This is a genomic window from Hungatella hathewayi WAL-18680, assembly GCF_000235505.1.
GTDB classification, from domain to species: domain Bacteria; phylum Bacillota; class Clostridia; order Lachnospirales; family Lachnospiraceae; genus Hungatella_A; species Hungatella_A hathewayi_A.
This window is the reverse complement of the sequence record NZ_JH379027.1, coordinates 383,754-402,826: the sequence shown is the minus strand read 5'-3', so window position 1 is coordinate 402,826 and position 19,073 is coordinate 383,754. Positions and strand designations below refer to the sequence as shown.

At 51.0% G+C, this 19,073-nt stretch carries 17 protein-coding genes and 3 tRNA genes; 11 read left to right on the top strand and 9 right to left on the bottom strand.

Annotation, left to right across the window (positions count from 1 at the left end; all coding sequences use genetic code 11):
* The first annotated feature begins 214 nt into the window (after nucleotides 1-214).
* The 7 genes from HMPREF9473_RS01945 (at nucleotide 215) to HMPREF9473_RS01915 (ending at nucleotide 6,180) form a co-directional block, all read left to right on the top strand.
* A complete protein-coding gene (locus tag HMPREF9473_RS01945) occupies nucleotides 215-1,033 on the top strand; it encodes a MerR family transcriptional regulator (RefSeq protein WP_006778366.1) in 819 nt (272 codons plus the stop codon).
* Nucleotides 1,034-1,121: 88 nt separating this feature from the next.
* A complete protein-coding gene (locus HMPREF9473_RS01940) occupies nucleotides 1,122-1,598 on the top strand; it encodes an SAM-dependent methyltransferase (protein WP_006778365.1) in 477 nt (158 codons plus the stop codon).
* 99 nt (nucleotides 1,599-1,697) lie between these two features.
* Nucleotides 1,698-2,753 carry a fibronectin type III domain-containing protein gene (locus HMPREF9473_RS01935; protein WP_006778364.1) on the top strand — a complete coding sequence of 352 codons (1,056 nt, stop codon included), beginning with the start codon at nucleotides 1,698-1,700 and terminating at the stop codon, nucleotides 2,751-2,753.
* A 195-nt stretch (nucleotides 2,754-2,948) separates the two neighbouring features.
* Entirely contained in the window at nucleotides 2,949-3,488 is a 540-nt protein-coding gene (locus HMPREF9473_RS01930) for an RNA polymerase sigma factor (RefSeq protein ID WP_034857809.1), read from the top strand.
* On the top strand, nucleotides 3,478-4,260 hold the full coding sequence (locus HMPREF9473_RS01925) for a hypothetical protein (protein ID WP_006778362.1): 783 nt from the start codon (nucleotides 3,478-3,480) through the stop codon (nucleotides 4,258-4,260). The genes HMPREF9473_RS01930 and HMPREF9473_RS01925 overlap by 11 nt, the downstream gene beginning before the upstream one ends.
* On the top strand, nucleotides 4,236-5,126 hold the full coding sequence (locus HMPREF9473_RS01920) for an ABC transporter ATP-binding protein (protein ID WP_006778361.1): 891 nt from the start codon (nucleotides 4,236-4,238) through the stop codon (nucleotides 5,124-5,126). Before HMPREF9473_RS01925 ends, HMPREF9473_RS01920 begins: the two co-directional genes overlap by 25 nt.
* Nucleotides 5,104-6,180 (top strand): ABC transporter permease, encoded by a 1,077-nt coding sequence (locus HMPREF9473_RS01915; protein WP_006778360.1) that lies wholly within the window; start codon nucleotides 5,104-5,106, stop codon nucleotides 6,178-6,180. The genes HMPREF9473_RS01920 and HMPREF9473_RS01915 overlap by 23 nt, the downstream gene beginning before the upstream one ends.
* Nucleotides 6,181-6,244: 64 nt before the next feature.
* Here the strand turns inward: HMPREF9473_RS01915 and HMPREF9473_RS01910 are convergent, their stop codons facing one another.
* From HMPREF9473_RS01910 to HMPREF9473_RS01900, 3 genes are all read right to left on the bottom strand, one after another.
* Nucleotides 6,245-6,967: a DUF5131 family protein gene (locus HMPREF9473_RS01910; RefSeq protein ID WP_006778359.1), complete on the bottom strand. Its 723-nt coding sequence runs from the start codon at nucleotides 6,965-6,967 to the stop codon at nucleotides 6,245-6,247.
* Nucleotides 6,968-7,042: 75 nt separating this feature from the next.
* Nucleotides 7,043-7,115 (bottom strand) — tRNA-Gly (locus HMPREF9473_RS01905).
* A 163-nt stretch (nucleotides 7,116-7,278) separates the two neighbouring features.
* Nucleotides 7,279-9,378, bottom strand: a complete 2,100-nt coding sequence (locus HMPREF9473_RS01900; protein ID WP_006778358.1) for a flavocytochrome c — start codon at nucleotides 9,376-9,378, stop codon at nucleotides 7,279-7,281.
* A 205-nt stretch (nucleotides 9,379-9,583) separates the two neighbouring features.
* Between HMPREF9473_RS01900 and HMPREF9473_RS01895 the strand changes: the two genes are divergently transcribed.
* Genes HMPREF9473_RS01895 through HMPREF9473_RS01885 form a run of 4 tightly spaced genes read left to right on the top strand, consistent with a single transcriptional unit; the run spans nucleotide 9,584 to nucleotide 13,811 of the window.
* On the top strand, nucleotides 9,584-10,864 hold the full coding sequence (locus HMPREF9473_RS01895; protein ID WP_006778357.1) for a cache domain-containing sensor histidine kinase: 1,281 nt from the start codon (nucleotides 9,584-9,586) through the stop codon (nucleotides 10,862-10,864).
* 37 nt (nucleotides 10,865-10,901) lie between these two features.
* Nucleotides 10,902-11,324, top strand: coding sequence for a sensor histidine kinase (locus HMPREF9473_RS25870; RefSeq protein ID WP_006778356.1), 423 nt, complete (start codon nucleotides 10,902-10,904; stop codon nucleotides 11,322-11,324).
* Nucleotides 11,302-12,069: a response regulator transcription factor gene (locus HMPREF9473_RS01890; protein WP_006778355.1), complete on the top strand. Its 768-nt coding sequence runs from the start codon at nucleotides 11,302-11,304 to the stop codon at nucleotides 12,067-12,069. Before HMPREF9473_RS25870 ends, HMPREF9473_RS01890 begins: the two co-directional genes overlap by 23 nt.
* Nucleotides 12,066-13,811 carry a flavocytochrome c gene (locus tag HMPREF9473_RS01885; RefSeq protein WP_006778354.1) on the top strand — a complete coding sequence of 582 codons (1,746 nt, stop codon included), beginning with the start codon at nucleotides 12,066-12,068 and terminating at the stop codon, nucleotides 13,809-13,811. The genes HMPREF9473_RS01890 and HMPREF9473_RS01885 overlap by 4 nt, the downstream gene beginning before the upstream one ends.
* Nucleotides 13,812-13,842: 31 nt before the next feature.
* Here HMPREF9473_RS01885 and HMPREF9473_RS01880 read toward each other — a convergent pair.
* From HMPREF9473_RS01880 to HMPREF9473_RS01855, 6 genes are all read right to left on the bottom strand, one after another.
* Nucleotides 13,843-13,913, bottom strand: a tRNA-Gly gene (locus HMPREF9473_RS01880).
* Nucleotides 13,914-14,078: 165 nt separating this feature from the next.
* Nucleotides 14,079-14,151, bottom strand: a tRNA-Phe gene (locus HMPREF9473_RS01875).
* A 180-nt stretch (nucleotides 14,152-14,331) separates the two neighbouring features.
* Nucleotides 14,332-15,270, bottom strand: coding sequence for an AEC family transporter (locus tag HMPREF9473_RS01870; protein WP_006778353.1), 939 nt, complete (start codon nucleotides 15,268-15,270; stop codon nucleotides 14,332-14,334).
* 8 nt (nucleotides 15,271-15,278) lie between these two features.
* Complete coding sequence (locus tag HMPREF9473_RS01865; protein WP_006778352.1) at nucleotides 15,279-15,980, bottom strand: RraA family protein; 702 nt, start codon at nucleotides 15,978-15,980, stop codon at nucleotides 15,279-15,281.
* Complete coding sequence (locus HMPREF9473_RS01860; protein WP_034857805.1) at nucleotides 15,977-17,905, bottom strand: TRAP transporter permease; 1,929 nt, start codon at nucleotides 17,903-17,905, stop codon at nucleotides 15,977-15,979. The genes HMPREF9473_RS01865 and HMPREF9473_RS01860 overlap by 4 nt, the downstream gene beginning before the upstream one ends.
* Nucleotides 17,906-17,972: 67 nt before the next feature.
* On the bottom strand, nucleotides 17,973-19,049 hold the full coding sequence (locus HMPREF9473_RS01855; RefSeq protein ID WP_006778350.1) for a TAXI family TRAP transporter solute-binding subunit: 1,077 nt from the start codon (nucleotides 19,047-19,049) through the stop codon (nucleotides 17,973-17,975).
* Nucleotides 19,050-19,073: the final 24 nt, after the last annotated feature.

Here is a 19,073-nt window from a genome sequence, read left to right as displayed (position 1 = left end):
TTTTAACTAATTCTTTAATCCGGGTAATGAAATCATGGAACTGCTATCTTTCAGAACTTTTCTATTGATTAAAAGATAAAATAGTATCTATATTGTAACGGCCATAACTCCCGGTGTCAACCGGCATTTTCGTACTTTAACGCCGCCTTCTATAAAAATCATTTGAAGTATCCCCCACCATGTGTATAATGATAAGAAACAGGTGGTGATGGTGATGTTTAAAATAGGGGAATTTTCTAAATTGACGCAGGTTTCAGTACGGATGCTGCGGTATTATGATGAGGCGGGGCTTTTGAAGCCTTCTCAGATTGATTCGTGGACAGGATATCGGATGTATTCGGTGGAGCAGATACCGGTTCTCAATAAGATTGTCTATCTCCGCGACAGCGGATTTCAGGTTTCGGAAATCGCTAAGGCGCTGAAACAGACGGACGACGAGTTTATCGTGGAACAGCTCAATCAGAAACACCAGGAAATTGAAGCTGCAATTCAACTGGAACAGGAAAAACTGAAAAAAATCGAGCTTGCCAGAAATGAACTCTTGAACAGAGACAACAGCGAAATACATTATCACATTTCCATCAAATCAATCCCTTCCTATCAGGTACTCTCCCTTCGGCGGATTGTGAGAGATTACTATTCGGAGGGGGACTTATGGCAGGAAATGTCCGCCTTCGCCGCCAAACACAATATCCCGGTCTCCCACCAGACCTTTACCATCTATCACGACACCGACTACCGGGAGCAAGACGTTGACATCGAGATATGCGCTCCCGTGGAGCGGATGGGGAACTCTGCGGACGGATTTGTATTCCGCAACACGGAGCCCGTTCCTCTCATGGCGTCCACCATGGTTTACGGCCCTTTCAGCAATATCGCCGGTGCCTATCTCACCTTTGCCAACTGGCTGCAAAAACATTCCCAGTATCAGATGGGTGAGACAAGCCGCCAGATTGTCCACCGGGGGCCATGGAATGAGGAATGCCCGGATAAATACCTGACGGAAATCCAAATTCCTTTAAAAAACGCCTGACCTAGAAATAACCGAATATTCCAACTTGACTCTCACACGGTGTCAGGGTTTATCCTCCATTTACAACAAACGATTGGAGGAATTACATATGAACAATTATCAGGTACATCCCATCGGGAAAATCCAAAACAACGAGGAGGGCTGCCTCCTCATCATCAACCCGGAGTACATCCCTGCCTTGCAGGCCCTGGATGGCTTCAGCCACCTCAATGTCATCTGGTGGTTCAGTGACTTTGACAGCGAGGAAGCCAGGTCCGTACTCCAGACCCCCCAGCCCTATAAAAACGCACCGGAAACCATGGGCATTTTCGCCACCAGGTCCCCGGTCCGCCCAAACCCCATCGCCCTATCCACGTCAGAAATCATCCACATTGGCTATCAAAACGGAATCATTCAGCTTGCGTATATCGATGCAAATGATGGCACCCCCGTTCTGGACCTCAAGCCCTACACACCCAGCCTTGACCGGGTTGAGACTCCGGGCGTGCCGGCCTGGTGCGGCCATTGGCCAAGGAGTATTGAGGATTCCGGTGACTTTGACTGGGAGGACGTTTTCAACTTTTAAACATTCTGGGAAATGGCACGCAGAAGCCAGAGCTTGAACACAATTTGATACAGGCTCATATCATACTCATATAACGATTAATATCGAGGAGATTTTAATATGAGTAATGATTCTTTGTATGCAATCCCTTCTCCCGTAAATTTAATGGCAGCCCCCATAAGCGCTACCCAGATTCTGCTTCATTGGAATGCAGTTTCCGATGCGGAGGGGTATTATATTTTCAGAAGCGAAACGGAAGACGGCCTTTACGGACAGATAGGAGATACCCCGTCAACCGCCTATATAGATGACACGCTGTCGGCAAGCACCACCTACTATTATAAGGTAGCCGCTCACAATGCCATCGAGACAGGCGGATTTTCCGACCCGGCAAACGCCACCACCCCCAGCGCTGAGCTGCCTCCCGCTCCACAGGATGTTCGTGCGGAGGCCCTCAGTGAAACCAGCATTCTGGTAACCTGGGACGCCGTTGCGGGAGCAGGAAGTTATCAGATTTACCGCAGTGAATCCTTGCAGGGTCCGTTCATCATGATTGGCATCTCAACCCAGCCACAGCATATCGACCAGGGGCTGTTACCCTCGACGACATATTTTTACCGCGTCATCGCCATCGTAGGCGGAATCGCGGGCATCTTGAGCGATGCCGCCGCGGCCACCACCTTCGGGCCACTACCGGATATTCTTCCCGCCCCGGAACACGTCAGCGCATTTACGGAAAGCTGCCACAGTGTCCTGTTAGTCTGGGATGCCGTCGAAACAGCCGAAGGTTACTATGTGTACCGCAGTTCCGCATCCGAAGCCGGACCTTACTCGCTGATTACCATTGTGAATACCCCATACTATCTCAATGAAGGGCTGGAAGAAAATGCCTCCTACTTCTATCGGATAGCGGCATTTCGAAATGGTGTTGAGGGCGCGCTGTCGTCCCCCGTCTATGCTGTCACAGGCAGCTGCACCTCTTCGCCATGCCCAGTGCCGCCGCCATGCCCGGTTCCACCGCCATGCTGTCCAGTACCACCGTCATGCTGCCCGGTACCGCCATCATGCTGCCCGGTGCCTCCATCATGCTGCCCAGTTCCTCCCTCCTGCTGTCCGGTAACCCGCCCATGCTGTTCCAGTGTCCGCCGGGATACCTGTCACAAGACCTGCGAGTAAACAACTAACAAACAAGTCCTATCACTTATTAATCGCCAATCCAGAAAACGCCTAAGGGATTTCCCCCTTGGGCGTTCTCTTTTCTTCCCAAATTTTATTTTTTCTAATCTTATGAATCCTTTTCCCCAAATCCCCCGTTATATTGGTATAAAACGTTTTATAAACACTCAAGAGCAAAGGAAGGTGCCAGACCACTTGAAGGACCGTGAACTCATCAGGAAAATTAAACAGGGTGAAAAAGAGCTTCTGGACGTTCTGGCCCAAAAATACTACCAGGATATCTACCGTTTCTGCTGGTACCGCACCGGCAGTGAGGACGCCGCCTGGGACTGCACCCAGGAGACATTTTTAAAAATGGTGCGCTTCCTGGACAGCTACGTGGAGCAGAACAAGTTCAAGGCCTGGCTTTTGTCCATCGCCGTCAATGTCTGCAAAGACTATTTCCGGACTTCCTCCCCCATTCCAACGGAGGAAGAATATCTGGAAACCATTCCCGTGGAGGAGAAACGTTTCGCCCAGGCAGAAATCCGGGACGACATTCAAAAAGCCCTCGCCAGACTTCCTGCCCCCCAGAAAGAGACCGTCATTCTCCGCTTTTACTACGATATGAAAATCCGTGAGATTGCCGCCATTACCGGGGTAGGTCTCCCCACCGCCAAGTCAAGACTGCGACAGGGTATGGAGAAACTGAAGCTGCTCCTGGGAGAGAAAGGAGAACATTACCATGAACCGTGAAGAAATGCAGTTGAAAACCATGTTACTTCATATAGAAGCGCCACAACTCACCGGCGCCCAGAAAGACCGTCTGAATCACCTGATTGCCCACGAGGCCAGCCAGATGGCATGGATGCCTCACAAACCTCTGGCGCAGAGAATTCTGGAGCAGGCCGCCTACTTATCCCCCCGCACCTGGGCTCTTCAATTCATGGTCCTGACGCTCGGTATCCTGTTTCTCCTGGCTGGGGAGGAAGGGGTAACCGCCGCCAGCCTGTCCGCCTTCATCCCGCTCATCGGCCTGATTGGCGTCCCTGAACTGGCCAAGAGCTTTTCAAACGGAATGTGGGAGCTGGAAGAAAGCTGTTTTTACAATCTGCGGCAGGTCATCCTGCTGAAAATACTTCTATTCGGCATTGTGGACGGAATTCTGCTCCTCACCATGATAGCCGCGGCCGGAAGCCAGGGCACCGGGGCGGCGGAAGCATTTTACTATCTTGCAGTGCCCTTCAACCTCTCCACCGCCTGTTATCTGGGACTGTTTCACGTCCTGAAACGGCGCTGTGACGGGTTTGTGCTGGCGGCGGCCGGTATCCTGATGGTACTTGCCGGGCTGGCCGCCCAGAGATACGGACTGTTTCAGATAACCTGGTTCCTGCGGCTGGCCGGCCAGGGCTGTATCTGGCTGGTGGTGGCTGTCAGCCAGGCGCTTCTGGCTGGAATGGGCTATCATCTCATTCATCAATTTGACAAGGAGGAAGAATCATTATGGAACTTCGAATCGACCGATTAACCAAACGTTATGGCAGCAAAATCGCGGTGGACCGAATGGAATGCACGCTGAAAGCCGGGGTTTATGGACTCCTCGGAGCCAACGGAGCCGGGAAAACGTCTCTGATGCGGATGCTCTGCGGCATCAACCGCCCCACATCCGGCCAGATTTATTACGACGGCCAGCCCATCGAAGACATGGGGGAACAGTACCGGTGCATACTGGGATACCTGCCACAGAACTTCGGTTATTACCCGGAATTCACGGCGTTTAAATTTCTCATGTACATGTCTTCCCTGAAAGGATTAAGCAAAACCGCCGCCGTGACAAAATCCATGGAACTTCTGGAGACAACCGGGCTTATGGATGTGAAAGATAAAAAAATCAGGACATTTTCCGGTGGAATGAAACAGCGGCTGGGAATTGCCCAGGCCATGTTAAATGACCCCAAAATTCTGATACTGGATGAACCCACATCGGGCCTTGACCCAAAAGAGCGGGTGAAATTCCGCAATCTGCTCAGCTCCTTCTCCAATGACAAGATTGTCCTGCTCTCCACCCACATTGTGTCCGATATCGAGTATATCGCCAACGAAATACTGGTGATGAAGGCCGGCCAGCTCATCCACCGTGGAAGTCCGGAGCGGGTGACGGAGGAAGTCAGCGGATATGTGTGGGAATGCCGGGTGCCGGAACAGCAGGTCCATCGATGGACGGAGCGATATGTGATCGGCAATCTGAGAAATGAGGGAAATAATGCGGTTTTGCGGGTAATTGCAAAAGAAAAACCTGCTCCGGACGCAATACCGGTGAAACCGAATCTGGAAGATTTATATCTGTATTATTTTAATGAGGAGGATGGATATGGGACAACTGGTGCGATTTGAGATGACGAAATTGTTAAAGAAAAAACTGGTCTATGTCACACTTGGATTATTCAGTGTGATCATGATAGTGATGCTGTTTTCCTGGGTCTCCGGAAACGAATGGGCGAGACTGCCCAGCGGAGAGATGCTTTTCGGGCAGGAGGCGGCTGATTACAACGAGGAGCTGACACTGCGCTATCAGGGAGCGCTGACCGATGAGAAGGTACAGGAAATCCTGAATGAATTTTCAGGCACGGTGGACTCACAGCTCGATATTCTTAACCAGGTTTACACGCCAATTGCCAGCGTATTTGCCAATGCGGACGGGTCCTGGAATGGGAAGACGGTGGCGGAGGCATTTCCCGAATTTGAAGAACCGCTGGTTCTTGGTTTTTCCTCCCGGTGGGAGGCGCTCCTTTACAGCATGTCCTATGTGGTTTTGCTGGCAGGACTAGTCATAATCATTGTCATCTCTCCTGTGTTTTCGGAAGAGTACACAAGCGGAATGGATGCCCTGATTCTGACCTCTGAAAAGGGAAAACGGCAGTGCGTGAAAGCAAAAATCATCGCCTCCTTCCTGTTCTCCCTGTTTCTGGTCATCACAATCCTGGCGCTCGGATTTTCCATGCTCTTTCTGGCGAAGGGGTTTGTAGGATGGAACTCAGACATTCAGCTCAGTGAACTGCTTCTCTATACCAGGGTTCGAAAGCCGTTAAAATGTTATGAGGCGGCTCTGCTGATGAGCGGTGCCTCCATCCTCTCCACTTTGACACTAAATGGGCTGGTGCTGGCATTTTCCGCTGTCAGCAAAACCTCTTTTACCTCCATCGTGGCAGTAACTGCTGTTTATGTGGTACCGATGTTTTTGAATCCGGGCAATCCGGCACTGAAGCGTTTCATCGCCGTGATGCCCGTCAACAGCATGAATATCTCCCAGTTCTTAAAAGCAGGCGGTTTCTCCATCGCCGGAACAGAATATTCCCTGTTCTGGGCAATCCTGCTGCTGGCCATCGTGGTTGGCACCGGCTCTGTTTTCTTCTGCCGGCATACGTTTTCCACCCATCAGGTGGCTTAAAGAACGGAAAAAAGCAGTAAAAAGATAACACATAGAAAATTACATGTTATCTTTTTACTGCTTGTTAAAACAATCGTTTCCCGTCCAATATACTAATCCCCAGCTCCTTCGCCATTCCAGTCTCCTTGAAGGGATTTATCTTTTTCAACTCCCCATCACGCCGAAAAAGCGAACCCGTGTTCTTAAACCAGAAGGTCACATTCGCCTTTACGCACTGCTCCCGGATATCCAGCACCCAGTCGTAATTGCATTCTCTGGCCTCCCGCCCGGTCTCTCCGCCTACGCTCACATGGTCTACCCCGTGAAGATAAGGTGTCAAATCAATGGCCTCCAGAAGCGGCGCACAGGCGATAAATCGCCTCTTTATCGGGTAAGATAAAAACAGGGGCAGTCTCTCATCTGCCAATTTCTGGTTCTCCACCGTGCACCCAATATTAATATTGTCATATCCGTCTCCCCAGTCCGACGGAAGTGATACCAGGAAACGGTCAATCCGCTTCGTCAATATCAAAAAGTCAATATCCGTTCTCTCTTTGATCATGGCCCAGGCTTCCTTCCTCCACTCATCCGCCTCCGGAAGAAAAAAGTCCGTCGCAAAACAGGTCGCAAGAATCTTATTTCCTTTTATGTTATACTCCCCTTTTGCATTCTTCCTGACAGGCCAGTCAAATTTGTCCGTCTTCTCTATCGTATTCTGCCCATACCGCTTCGCATGCGGCCCATAAAAATAACAATTCGCACAGCCCTCGCTGGCCCTGTAACACCCCGTCCATGGTTCCCAGTTCATATCCATCCCCCTCTTCATGCAGCACGACATACATCATGATAAACAAAAAGCCCAGTATCTACTGGGCATAAAAAGAGCGCGAGACGGGACTCGAACCCGCGGCCTCGACCTTGGCAAGGTCGCGCTCCACCAACTGAGCCACTCGCGCATAGCTAATTGTTAAGATGCTCTCAACAACAAGCTAAATTCTAGCATAACTTTTTTATTTTTGCAAGTACTTTTTTATCAAAAAAAAGCAACTAAGAAAGGAATTTTCTTCCATCAAATGAAATCCGCCTGCCAGGAGAGTTGGGCAGGCGGACTTCATCAAATTATTTTTGTTTTACACAGCTTTCCGCGGCGATTCTGCCGAAGATAGCCGTATCCGGTACTGCAACGGAGCCGAGACGATTTCCACCATGGATACCGCCGGTTACCTCTCCGGCAGCGTAAAGTCCCGGAATAGCGTCCCCGTTTTTGTCAATCACACGGGCCAGCTCATCGATTTCCAAACCACCCATGGTATGGTGAACCGACACAACGCTGGAGAACATGAAGTAAGGACCATCCCCAATTTTGTTGAAGTTATCCGTACGGCCAAAATCGGTGTCCTCACCGGATTCCACCAGGCTGTTATAGCGCTCAATGCTCTTTTTCACCTCTTCTGCAGGAACATCAAAATGAGCACATACTTCATCTAATGTTCCAATCGCCAGAACACCTTTCTTCAGGCACTGGTCAATTTCTGCCTGGTATTCTTCGTACAGCTTCTGCTCCGCAACCACATCGGCGTCGATAATCTCGTAAACCATGCTGTCCGTCTGCTTTAAGGTCGCATCGGAGATGACATCACGGGTTCCCTTCTCATTGACGAAACGGTGTCCTTCTTTGTTTACGAGAAGAGCCGTGGAATTTAATCTTGCATAATCGATGTAATAGTAATTACCGGTTGCAGGATTGTTTACCGGGTAGAGCTGAATCTTATCCATGCCTACAACGTTAGCGCCTGCATCCAGCGCCATGCGGATACCGTCGCCGGTGATAGCCGGGCTGTTTGTGGTTGGAATGGACTCATCCAGAGTCGGCCATAAGGTATTGTACTCCTCACGCATTTCCACATTGGCACCAAAACCGCCTGTCGCGACGATAACACCGGAAGAAGCGTTGAAGGTGTACTCCGTTCCGCTCTTATGTACGGCCTTGACGCCGGCTATTTTCCCAGATTCGTCTGTCAGTAAACTGGTCGCCTCTGTCTGAAGGTAGAACTCCGCGCCAAGCTGGCGGGCCTTGGCCTCCAGTGTATCCACGTAAGCAGGGCCATCGCCTTCCGGCCACAGAGTACGTGCCACGGCATGTCCTCCATACCAGCTCTGATTATCGCGGAATTTAACGCCAATCTCATCTCTTAACCAGACAGCGGTCGGGAGCGCCTGCTCTGCAATAATGCGGACTAATTTAGGATTGGCCAGGTTGTATCCGCCCTTTAAAATATCTTCGTAGTACTGGTCCACGCTGTCGTCCGTGATGCCTTCCTTTATCTGAATCCAGTTGCCTGGAGCCGCAAACTCGCCTCCGGACATTCTGGTATTTCCACCGGTGATATCCATCTTCTCAATCACGGCTACCTTCTCAGCGCCCTGGTTCTTGGCCTCAATCGCTGCCGTGATTCCGGCTCCGCCGGCGCCGATGATAACCACATCCGCATCCACGGTCACTGCTTCGCCTTTTTCCATCACCGGTTTATTCATAAATACCGATAAATCTGCATTTGCCGTCTCCAATGCGCTGGTCACCGCTGCCAATACCGCCTTACTGCTCGATGTGGCGCCGGAAAGTGCATCCACAGCAATGGACTGGTTCTCTATAATCCGCTCCGGTACTGCCTTCAGAGCTTTTGTACCGATGCCCTCTGTCTCCACATGCTCCAGAATTTTGATATCATCAATCTTACCGTCTGCGATGGTCACTTCCAGTTTCAGCGGTCCCTGGTAGCCCGTGGCCTCTCCAGTATAAACGCCGTCCGCTAAAGGTGTGGAATCTGTCTGGATAAAGTCTTTCATAGCGTCTTTCACCGCCGTGATAATGGCCTTGGAAGAAATCGTTGCCCCCGCTATCATATCCACATCCAGAGAATTCTGTTCCACAATGACTGCCGGAAGGGCATCAATCGCCTTTGTTCCGACTCCTTCTGTCTCGCCGTGGGAAACCACCTCAACCTTCTCGATGCTGTCATCGGTCAATGTCACCTTGACCGTCAAAGGTCCCCCAAATCCCTCTGCGCTTCCTTCATAGGTTCCGGCCTTATACATGCCCTCTGACGCGGTGGATTCTGTTTCCGCCACAGACTGCTCCGGTTCCTTTTGGGAAGTCTTCGCACTGCACCCGGCCAAAACCATGGATGCCGCCAATAAAAAAGCTAATTTCCGTCTCATAATTACCTCCATTTGTTAAATCTTTAACTTATTATACCAACAAGTGTTTTCCGGTAAAATGGACTAATGTGTCGAAAACTTGTACTTTTGTATAGCTGTCCAGCCAAAATCGCGGTCATGATGCAATTATCTTGCAATCCATCCGGGGGAACTGGTATAATGAACAGACATAACAGCAGGATACGTTCGCTTTTGGGGGATAAAGATGAAATTAAACATGAATATCAAATGGAAAATTGTTATGTTTTTTTCAATCTGCCTGTTTCTGATTTTTGGGTCTCTTCTACTCTATATCAACCAGGTTATAAAACCACGAAATATCAATCATACCGAATTTACCATCAGTCAGATTGTGGAGTCCAAATCCAATGAGGTAGGAAGCTGGATTAATAAAAAAGCGGTGGAATACCGGATTATTTCTGCCATACCGGCGTTTACTTCCATGGATGTGCGGGAAATCACGCCTCTGATTGGGCGGTTTACTGATTTATACTCTCAAAACGGGGAGACCATGGAGACATTTTCCTATATTGGGAAAAATGGATTCTGCTGGATTAACAGCGAAGCCACCGAGGAATTGATGAATTACCATGATTACCGGCAGGCCTATACGGGGAACGGGGAGTTTATCATCGGCAATCCCATTGTCAACAAAAACAACCGGGAAGTCATTCTGTTCTACTATCCGGTACTGGGATATGGGGGTGAAAAAGAGGCGCTCATCTGCTCGGCCGTGCCAACGGTGGGGGTAAAGGAGATTGTCAATGCCGACACCATTTACGGCGGGAAAACCTGGGTCATGGGACGTGACCACCAGTTGATTACCACTGATGAGGATTATTTTTACAGTCATTATCTCTCAGAACAGGTGTTGACGGAATTGGATGTGTCGGACATTACCAGTTCCGGTACGATGGCGGTAACCAATGTGGACGGACAGCCCTGCACGCTGTTTTACTCCCCGGTATACCATTATTCACCCTGGCTCGTATTCACGCTGGTGGAAAACAGGGCCCTGTCGGAAACCACCAATGAGATGGTGGCGGGATGTCTTCTTCTGTTTGTTCTGCTGCTGGTGATTACCCTGTGGCTTGGTTTCTTCCTGACCCACTCGGTGATGCATCCCATCAGAGAACTTCAGACCTGCATGAATCAGGTGGAGGAAGGGAATCTGAAAGCCTATTACGATACGGCCTCCGCGAAAGATGAAATTTATGAGCTTGGAATGTCCTACAACAAAATGCTGGATGAAATCACCCGGTTGATTGATACGATTTACCAGGAGCAGAGCGAGAAGCGGAAGGCGGAGTTTATCGCGCTGCAAACCCAGATAAAGCCGCATTTCCTCTACAACACCCTGGACAACCTGAAATGGATGGCAAAGGACTACGGGGCGGAGGATATTGCGGCCGCCATCACGTCACTATCTACTTATTTCCGCATCTTTTTAAGTCAACGGACAGGAAAAAATCTCCCTGAGGGATGAGTTAAAGCACACGAGATGTTATCTGGATATCCAGAAGATGCGGTACCGGGAAAAGCTGTCTTTCTCGATTGAGATGGAGGAAGCCATCAGTGACTTTATAACGGTGAAAATCATTGTCCAGCCGTTGGTGGAAAATGCTATTTACCACGGAATTAAACCGTCTAGGGTTAACGGCCATATCACCATCAAAGCCTGGCAGGAAGAGGACTCCGTCTATATCACCGTAGCTGACAATGGGGTCGGCATGGACAGGGAATGTCTGGAGGCATTGCAAAAAAGACTTGCAGACATGGATTCGGAGGAACATTTTGGAATGGTAAATACGCTGCGGCGGTTAAAATCCGCATATGGGGACAAGGCGGAAATGAAGGTGGAGAGTAGTCTTTCTACGGGAACCACCGTCACCATCCGCATACCAGTTGAGAGGGGGAAATCATATGTACCGGGCGCTTGTAGCTGATGATGAGGAAATGATACGAAGAGGGATTTCCCGGCAGATCTCTTCCATGAATCTTGATATTGTGGTTCAGGGAACGGCGGAAGATGGGAAAGAACTTTTAGAACAATATGAAAAACTGATTCCCGACCTCCTTCTGGTGGATATCAACATCCCCCATATTGACGGGCTTCAGTGCATCAAACAGATACGCGAGACCAACACCACCAGTGTGATTATCATCATATCGGGTTACGATAATTTTGAGTATGCACAGCAGGCGATTATGCATGGTGTGGATTTCTATTTATTGAAACCGGTGGAAGATCACGACTTTTATCAGGTTATGAAACAGGCTGTGGCCAAGTTTGACGACCGAATCGAGCGGCAGAATATTATCTCCAAATCGATGCAGAAGCGGCCAAGAAGCAGGCAGAGCATAGTCGAATATATCCAGGAGCATTACACGGATAAAGATTTATCCTCGGAGTATTTGGAACAGGAATTTCATATCAGTCATTCCGCCCTTTTTAAGCTGATAAAATCACAGACGGGAAAGAGTCTCAACGAATATATCACCATGCTCCGGATGAAGCATGCCACCCGTCTGCTCTTGTCAAACCCGGAGATTACCTCTCACGAAGTGGCGTTGGAATGTGGGTATTCCGACCAGTATTATTTCAGCCGGGTGTTTAAAAAGAATACCGGGTATTCCCCCCGCGATTATCGGGCGAGAAATCAGGAGACTGGCGGGGAGGGAACATCATGAAGAGAAAAGGCTGGATACTGTGCCTGGTTCTGATGATGATAACGGCCGCCGGAATCTGGCTGACAGCCACCGGGCGCCAAACAGGAGAACCGGGCGAAATCCGCGTGGATGTGGTGGTGGACAATCACGTTATCACCCACATCGAAATTTTGGAACACAACGAAATGCCGGAATTCAGCAAGTCCATGGTGCAGCTGGCAGATAATATCGTTGCCAAAAACAGTCCGGATGTGGATGTGATATCAGGGGCAACCCTGACCAGCAATCGATTCTTAAAGGCAGTCAAACGGAATTTGGAGGAGAAAGGATATTCTCCGGAGGATTTAGCCACGGCAGAGCGGGAAAATGATTCCGCGGACCATATGCAGACGGAGTGTGACATTCTGATAATCGGCGGAGGCGGGGCGGGCTTCAGCGCGGCAATTGAAGCCGCTTCAACAAGCGATTCCCGGATTATTGTGCTGGAAAAGATGTCATTTGGGGGCGGAAATACCAGAATGTCAGGTGGAGAATATGCCGCCCCCGGAAACTGGGTCCAGCAGGAAGAAGGGGTCTTCGATGACAGCCAGGAGCTGTATTACCAGGATATTTATGAAGGTGGAGGTCGAAAAGGCAGCCCAAAACTGATTCGGATACTGGCTGAGCAGGCCCTGGAAAATGCACTTTGGCTCCGTGACTTCGTGGGCGTGGAGTATAAGGACTACCAGTCCTGGTACGGCGGGCACAGTGTGCCAAGAACGCTATGGCCTGTGGGAGACGGCCCGGCTTATATCGATACGCTGATTGGGAAGGCGGAAGAGCTTGGAGTGGATGTGCATTACAATACAAGGGCGGTGGAATTAATCCGTGATTCTGCCGGGCGGGTATCCGGTGTGCGCGCGGTCCGGATGGGAAAAACCGTGGATTATGTGGCCCACAAGGGTGTGATTCTCACGACAGGAGGTTTTGGGGCAAATGTGGACATGAGAATGGAGTATGACACCCACTGGAAAACGCTGGACGCGTCCATTCCTACCACCAACTCTCCGGCCATCGTCGGGGATGGCATTGTCATGGCCCGGGATATCGGAGCCAATCTTGTGGGCATGGAAGATATTCAGCTATATCCGGTCAACAATCCGGCGACGGGCAATTACTATTTCATGGATTATGCGAGAATTAACGCCAACGCACTGCTTTTGAATCAGGAGGGGGAGCGGTTTGTAGACGAGAAGGAAACCAGGGACAACCTTTCCGCCGCCATTCTGAAGCAGACAGATGCCAGGGCTTATGAATTAATTGATAGCAGCGTCATCAAGAGCATGAACCTGGAACACCTCTATGAAGGGGAGATGGAAAAATGCATCCAGCAGGGAGTTCTGGCGCGGGGAAGTCTGGAGGACTGCTGTGAATATTTTAAGCTTCCAATTGAGGAAGTAAGGAACACAATAGAGGAATACAATGAGTTTGCAGCCGCCGGAAATGATTTGGATTTTGGAAGGACGGAACACCTGCAAGCCATATCCCAAGGGCCTTACATCATGTTTTCCTGTATTGTATCAGTCCATCATACCATGGGCGGCGTAGAGATCGATGAGTATGCAAGAGTCATAGACACCTCAGGGGAACCAATCAAAGGGTTATATGCAGCCGGTGAAGTGACCGGAGGCATCCATGGCAGTAACCGCCTTGGCTCCATGTCGATACCGGATACGGTGACATTTGGAAGAATTGCAGCAAAAAGTGCGGTGGCAGAGCGTTAAGCTCTGCCACCACACTTTTGGGTATCAAAAAAGCGGGTGATGGGAATCGAACCCACGTATCTAGCTTGGAAGGCTAGTGTTCTACCATTGAACTACACCCGCGAATAACCAATGAGAGGTACAGACAAACTGGCAAAAATCCACGTTGTAAGCTCGCTTACATAAGTGGCTTTTTGGCTGGTTGGCTGAATCGCCGTTGCAAACGGCGATTGTGGAACGAAGTTCCACAATACCTCGGTCTCAGCCCCAGATAACCTTACACTCTCATGCCTTGGACCGGAATCGAACCAGTGACACGAGGATTTTCAGTCCTCTGCTCTACCAACTGAGCTACCAAGGCCTATCCTCCATCGACTCACAGCAATTTCAGACTCATCGATTTTATAATAAATCTCCTTTCTTGTCAACCATTTTTCCCGAATTTCTAAATTTAGATTTACTCCAAAGCCGGAGCAGGCTCGGGGCGAGGCGTTTTACCGCCCCAACGCCCCACCCGCTTTTCTCCACCTTCTTCTTCCTCTCACAACACTCCCAACCCACTCAACAAAAAAATCCACAAAAATATCGTCACCATAGACCCCAGCGACTGGAACACCACCAGGTGCCCCGCCAGTTCCCCGTCGGCGTCCATGCTCCGGGCCATGTTATACGTCGCCACCGCTGTCGGTGAAATCAGCATGGCCACCAGCGCCAGGAACTCTGTTCCTCTGAATCCCAGCAGATAGGACAGCCCCAGAAACACCGCCGGCTGGAACACCAGCCGGTATCCCACGCCGGTCAGAATCTCCTTCTTATAACCGCCGACCGACATCAAATTCAAACACCCGCCCAGCGCCAAAAACGACATGGGATTCGCGCAGGACGCCACGTTTCCCAACGCCGTCTCCACACACACCGGCAACTTGATCTTAAGCACTACCAATACCAGCGATATCATACAGCTGATCACAAACGGGTTGCTGCCCACCTGCTTCGCCATTCTCCCCGGTTCCAGTTTCCCGCCCCGGTAATACTCCAATATCCCCACACCGCCAATATTATAAAGCGGAATCAGCACTCCCGCCAGAACCGAGACCACCATCAGTTCGTCCGGCGAGCCCAGTTCCCCGGCAATCACCATCCCGAACGTGATAAAATTCGAGCGGAAGCACGCCTGGATGATACTGGCCCGCACCGGATTCTTCTCAAAAATCCTGGGAACTGTCAGAAACAGCAGCAACAGGATGAGAACCTGGCAGACCAGCGCCCAGACAAGCATCCGCCCATCCAGCAGCCTCAAATCCCCTCCCCCGTAAATATTACAGAAGAGGGACACCGGCAGCAGCACCTTGAAACACAGCGTGTTGATGGCATCGAATCCCGAAGCCTGCAGCACCTGAAAATGCCTCAGGCACCATCCCGCCGCCAGTGTCAAAAACATTGGCATCACAATTCCAAATGACAGCTGGAAACTCTCCATAGGCCAGCCTACTCAGCCTGAAGCATGTCCAGCACCCACTGGGGCGCCAGCTGTGGAAGTTCCCTTCCCTCCGCTTTCGCCTTCCGGTAAGCCGCAATCGTCTTCTCCCGGTTCTCCTCATAGGCCAGCTTCTTCTCCGCCTCTGAAAGAACTGTCTCGATATGCTCCCTGGGAATCACGCACACGCCGTCCGAATCGCCAACCACCAGGTCGCCCGGCTCCACCTTCACGCCGCCGCACATAATCGGCGTGTTGATATTTCCCTCGTCCTTCTTAATCGGCCCTCTCGGCATAAATCCCCGGCTGTACACCGGGAACCCAAGCTCCACATTGCCGTCACGGTCTCTGGTGCAGCCGTCGATAACCATGCCCTTGAACCCAGCCGCCTGGCAGGCTCCCATGATCAAATCTCCAAAATACGCCCGGCCCGCGTACCCTTTCCCGTCAATCACCATCACATAGCCATCTTCCTTCACACTGTAACTGGCCACATGAATCGGGAAATTATCTCCATTGTCCGTCTCAACCGTCATGGCCGTCCCGACCACCTTCATCCCGCGCTCTACCGGCATAATCTCCATCGCCATACATCCGCCGCCCGGAATCTCAATCTTCGCCGCCTTTAATCCGTCCAGCAGAAGCGGAACATTTAACCGTTCCGCCCTGGCAATCACATCCGCCGGAAGCAGCGGAGCACACTGGTTTCTCATACCACTACCTCCTTCTTCTTCGCCGTGGCCTTTGCACCAAACAGTACCACCATGGCAATCACAAAACCGACACCGTTCAAAATCAACGGCTCGTTCAACATCAGGAACACCGCGCACACCAGCAGAATCACCCGCTCTATCCGGTTAAAGTCCCGGAAGAACCATCCAAACAGCGCCAGCGCCATAATCATACATCCAAGCGCCGCCGTCACAAAGCTGAGCGCCACCATCGGCGTAAATCCAAAGGTGCCTGCCGCCGAGTTAAACATCAGCAAATCCGTATTATACAGGAAGATAAACGGAATCACAAACCCGGATATCGCCATCTTCATGGCCTGGAACCCAGTCTTCCACATATCTCCTCCCGAGATACCCACCGCCGCAAACACGGCCAGCGCCACCGGAGGCGTAATCGCCGCAACCACGCCGTAGTAAAGCACAAACATATGGGCGGAAATCGTCGCCACGCCAAGGTCAATCATCGCCGGAGCTACCAAAACCGCCAGCACAATATAGCATGCCGATGTGGGAAGCCCCATACCAAGCACGATACACACAATCGCGGTCAGAATTCCCATGATGAAAATTCTTCCGCCGGCCGCCGCCGTAATCAGTCCGCTTATCTTCAGCCCCAGCCCGGTGATGTTGATACTGCCCACAATCACGCCTGCAATCATACACGCGATGGACACCGCCATAATCGACTTCGCCGACTGCACGCATAAATCAATCAGATTCTTCGCCGTAAATTTCTTTCTGTCTGTCAACAATCCGATAACCAGACACAGAATAATGGTAATCAGCGCCGCTCTCTGCGTGCTGAAGCCCTTCACCATAAGCCCCACCAGCACGCCAATCGGCAGGAAATAAAACCATCCGGATTTAAATATCTGCCGCGTGGTCTCCGCATTGGGGTCCGGCTCCCGCACCGGAATCTTATTCCGATGGGAATACGCCGCGATGGAGGTCGAAAGAGTGATGTAGTAAAGAACCGCCGGCAGCAAAGCCGCAAGGCAAATCACTGTGTAAGGCAGACTGGTTGCATCCGCCATCAGGAAGGCAACCGCCCCCATTACCGGCGGCATAATCTGGCCGCCGTTGGACGCCACCGCCTCGATGGCCCCCGCCGTATCCTTGTCAAAGCCCGTCTGCTTCATCAGCGGAATGGTAAAGGTACCTGTTGTCACCACGTTAGCCGCACCGGAACCATTTACCATCCCCATCAGCATACTGGAATAGACAGCCGCCTGGGCCGGCCCTCCGCACACTTTACCGAAGGCGGCAAATGCAATCTTCACAAAGAATTCGCCCGCCCCGATAAAACTCAGTACAGAGCCGAAGATAACAAACAAAAAGATAAAGTTTGCAGCCGTGCTGAGTGCATTTCCAAAAAGGCCCTCGCTGCTGACCATCAGATAAGTACTCATACGTGTCACAGTAACACGTGCCGTGGCCCATGCTCCCGGCAGATAACGCCCCAGCAGGGTGTAAGCCAGAAACAGCACGCACAGCGTGGGAAGAATCTTCCCCAAAGCCCGGTACCCCACAAACAACGCCACAATCACAAAAATAATGGATATCGTCTGCTGGAACTGGCTGTAAAGCACCGCCGACGCCGAATTCGAATTCCGCATGGCAATGACCTGATAGGCCGCCATAATCGTTATCACAATCAAACCGATATCAATCAGCTTGCCTCCCTTGAATTTCAGATGACGCACCAGCAGAAAAAATGTCACCACCAGCGCTCCATGAATCACCGCCTGCTCCGTATTGTTCAAGGTCAGAAACGGGGACGCCGCCAGCAGATGAAAGATACACAGTACCACCGCGTCCAACACCGCAAGTCCCTGAAACACCTGGTTAAACTTTGATTCCGGTTTGCCGGCCTCCACCACCTGGGAAGTCTGTTCTTTTTCGCTCACCAATCATTCCTCCTCCCTGGGTACCGGCTTTCCCACCGGCACCCGGATTACTCTGTCATGTCTTTTCTTATTTCAGAATTCCAGCCTCTCTGTAATAACGCTCTGCTCCCGGATGGAACGGAATGTAGGGAGTCGCAATCGTCTCTTTTGAAATCTGGCGTGTGGCATCGTTGGTATCCTTGTAGGTATCTAACGTCTCCATCATCAGTTTTACAAATGCATAAATCTGGTCCTCGTCCGCCTTGGAGGATGCGAACAGGCAGGTCTGGTAGCCAAGAGTCTCCACCTCTTCCGTGTTGGCCTGGTTCTCATAGATACCGGCCGGAATCGTGGTCTTGATGATAAATGGATATTCTTTGATAATGTTGTCCATCAGCGCGTCATCTACCGGAAGCATACGGAAGCTGGTTGTCGCCGCCGACTGCTGGATTCCCGCGATGGGATATCCGCCGGTCTGGAATGCCGCGTCAATATCACCGTCCGCCAGAGCCTGCGCGGACTCCGCATAATCCATATAGAAAGGCTCAATATCATCGATGGAAATGCCGTAGGCCGCCATCAATGCCTCATTGATAAACAGATAGCTTGTCCCCTGAGAGCCGACACACACCTTTTTGCCCTTTAACTGGGAAATGTCGGTGATACCGCTCTTCTCATTGACAAACACATGAAGCTGGGAGTTGTATAAAGATGCAACCTCCAGAATATCCTGCGCGCCTGCATCCTTGTAAGACATTTCCCCGTTGTGAGCCGCATACAGGGAATCGCAGTTGCCCATACCGATATCGATGTCGCCGGTCTGGCACATGGCCACGTTCTCATTAGAGCCGTTGGTAGACTGAACCAGCACGTTGAGTTTGCCCGCGTTGGATACCGCGTTGCCAATTGCCGCGCCTACATAATAGAAGGTTCCCGTGGAGGAAGCGGTTCCCAGTGTCAAGTTTCCGCCTACGCTGTAAGCGTCCACGCCTGCTGCCTCCGTGTCTGCCGTATCTGTCCCCTCTGCCTTTGACGTGTCTGCCGCTGCCTTTGCTGTCGTCTCCGCCGCCTTCGTTGTCTGCCCCTGATCGCTGCCGGAGCAGCCGCTCAACATACCTGTTACCATTGCCATACCTATGGCGATTGCCGCTATCTGTTTTTTCATGATTTCCCTCTCCTTCATATATGT

Bases quoted from the DNA above. Each gene is read 5' to 3' on its own strand.
- HMPREF9473_RS01945 (WP_006778366.1), top strand. From the start codon at position 215: ATGTTTAAAATAGGGGAATTTTCTAAATTGACGCAGGTTTCAGTACGG.
- HMPREF9473_RS01940 (WP_006778365.1), top strand. From the start codon at position 1,122: ATGAACAATTATCAGGTACATCCCATCGGGAAAATCCAAAACAACGAG.
- HMPREF9473_RS01935 (WP_006778364.1), top strand. From the start codon at position 1,698: ATGAGTAATGATTCTTTGTATGCAATCCCTTCTCCCGTAAATTTAATG.
- HMPREF9473_RS01925 (WP_006778362.1), top strand. From the start codon at position 3,478: ATGAACCGTGAAGAAATGCAGTTGAAAACCATGTTACTTCATATAGAA.
- HMPREF9473_RS01920 (WP_006778361.1), top strand. From the start codon at position 4,236: ATGGAACTTCGAATCGACCGATTAACCAAACGTTATGGCAGCAAAATC.
- HMPREF9473_RS01915 (WP_006778360.1), top strand. From the start codon at position 5,104: ATGGGACAACTGGTGCGATTTGAGATGACGAAATTGTTAAAGAAAAAA.
- HMPREF9473_RS01910 (WP_006778359.1), bottom strand. From the start codon at position 6,967: ATGAACTGGGAACCATGGACGGGGTGTTACAGGGCCAGCGAGGGCTGT.
- HMPREF9473_RS01900 (WP_006778358.1), bottom strand. From the start codon at position 9,378: ATGAGACGGAAATTAGCTTTTTTATTGGCGGCATCCATGGTTTTGGCC.
- HMPREF9473_RS01895 (WP_006778357.1), top strand. From the start codon at position 9,584: ATGAAATTAAACATGAATATCAAATGGAAAATTGTTATGTTTTTTTCA.
- HMPREF9473_RS25870 (WP_006778356.1), top strand. From the start codon at position 10,902: ATGCGGTACCGGGAAAAGCTGTCTTTCTCGATTGAGATGGAGGAAGCC.
- HMPREF9473_RS01890 (WP_006778355.1), top strand. From the start codon at position 11,302: ATGTACCGGGCGCTTGTAGCTGATGATGAGGAAATGATACGAAGAGGG.
- HMPREF9473_RS01885 (WP_006778354.1), top strand. From the start codon at position 12,066: ATGAAGAGAAAAGGCTGGATACTGTGCCTGGTTCTGATGATGATAACG.
- HMPREF9473_RS01870 (WP_006778353.1), bottom strand. From the start codon at position 15,270: ATGGAGAGTTTCCAGCTGTCATTTGGAATTGTGATGCCAATGTTTTTG.
- HMPREF9473_RS01865 (WP_006778352.1), bottom strand. From the start codon at position 15,980: ATGAGAAACCAGTGTGCTCCGCTGCTTCCGGCGGATGTGATTGCCAGG.
- HMPREF9473_RS01855 (WP_006778350.1), bottom strand. From the start codon at position 19,049: ATGAAAAAACAGATAGCGGCAATCGCCATAGGTATGGCAATGGTAACA.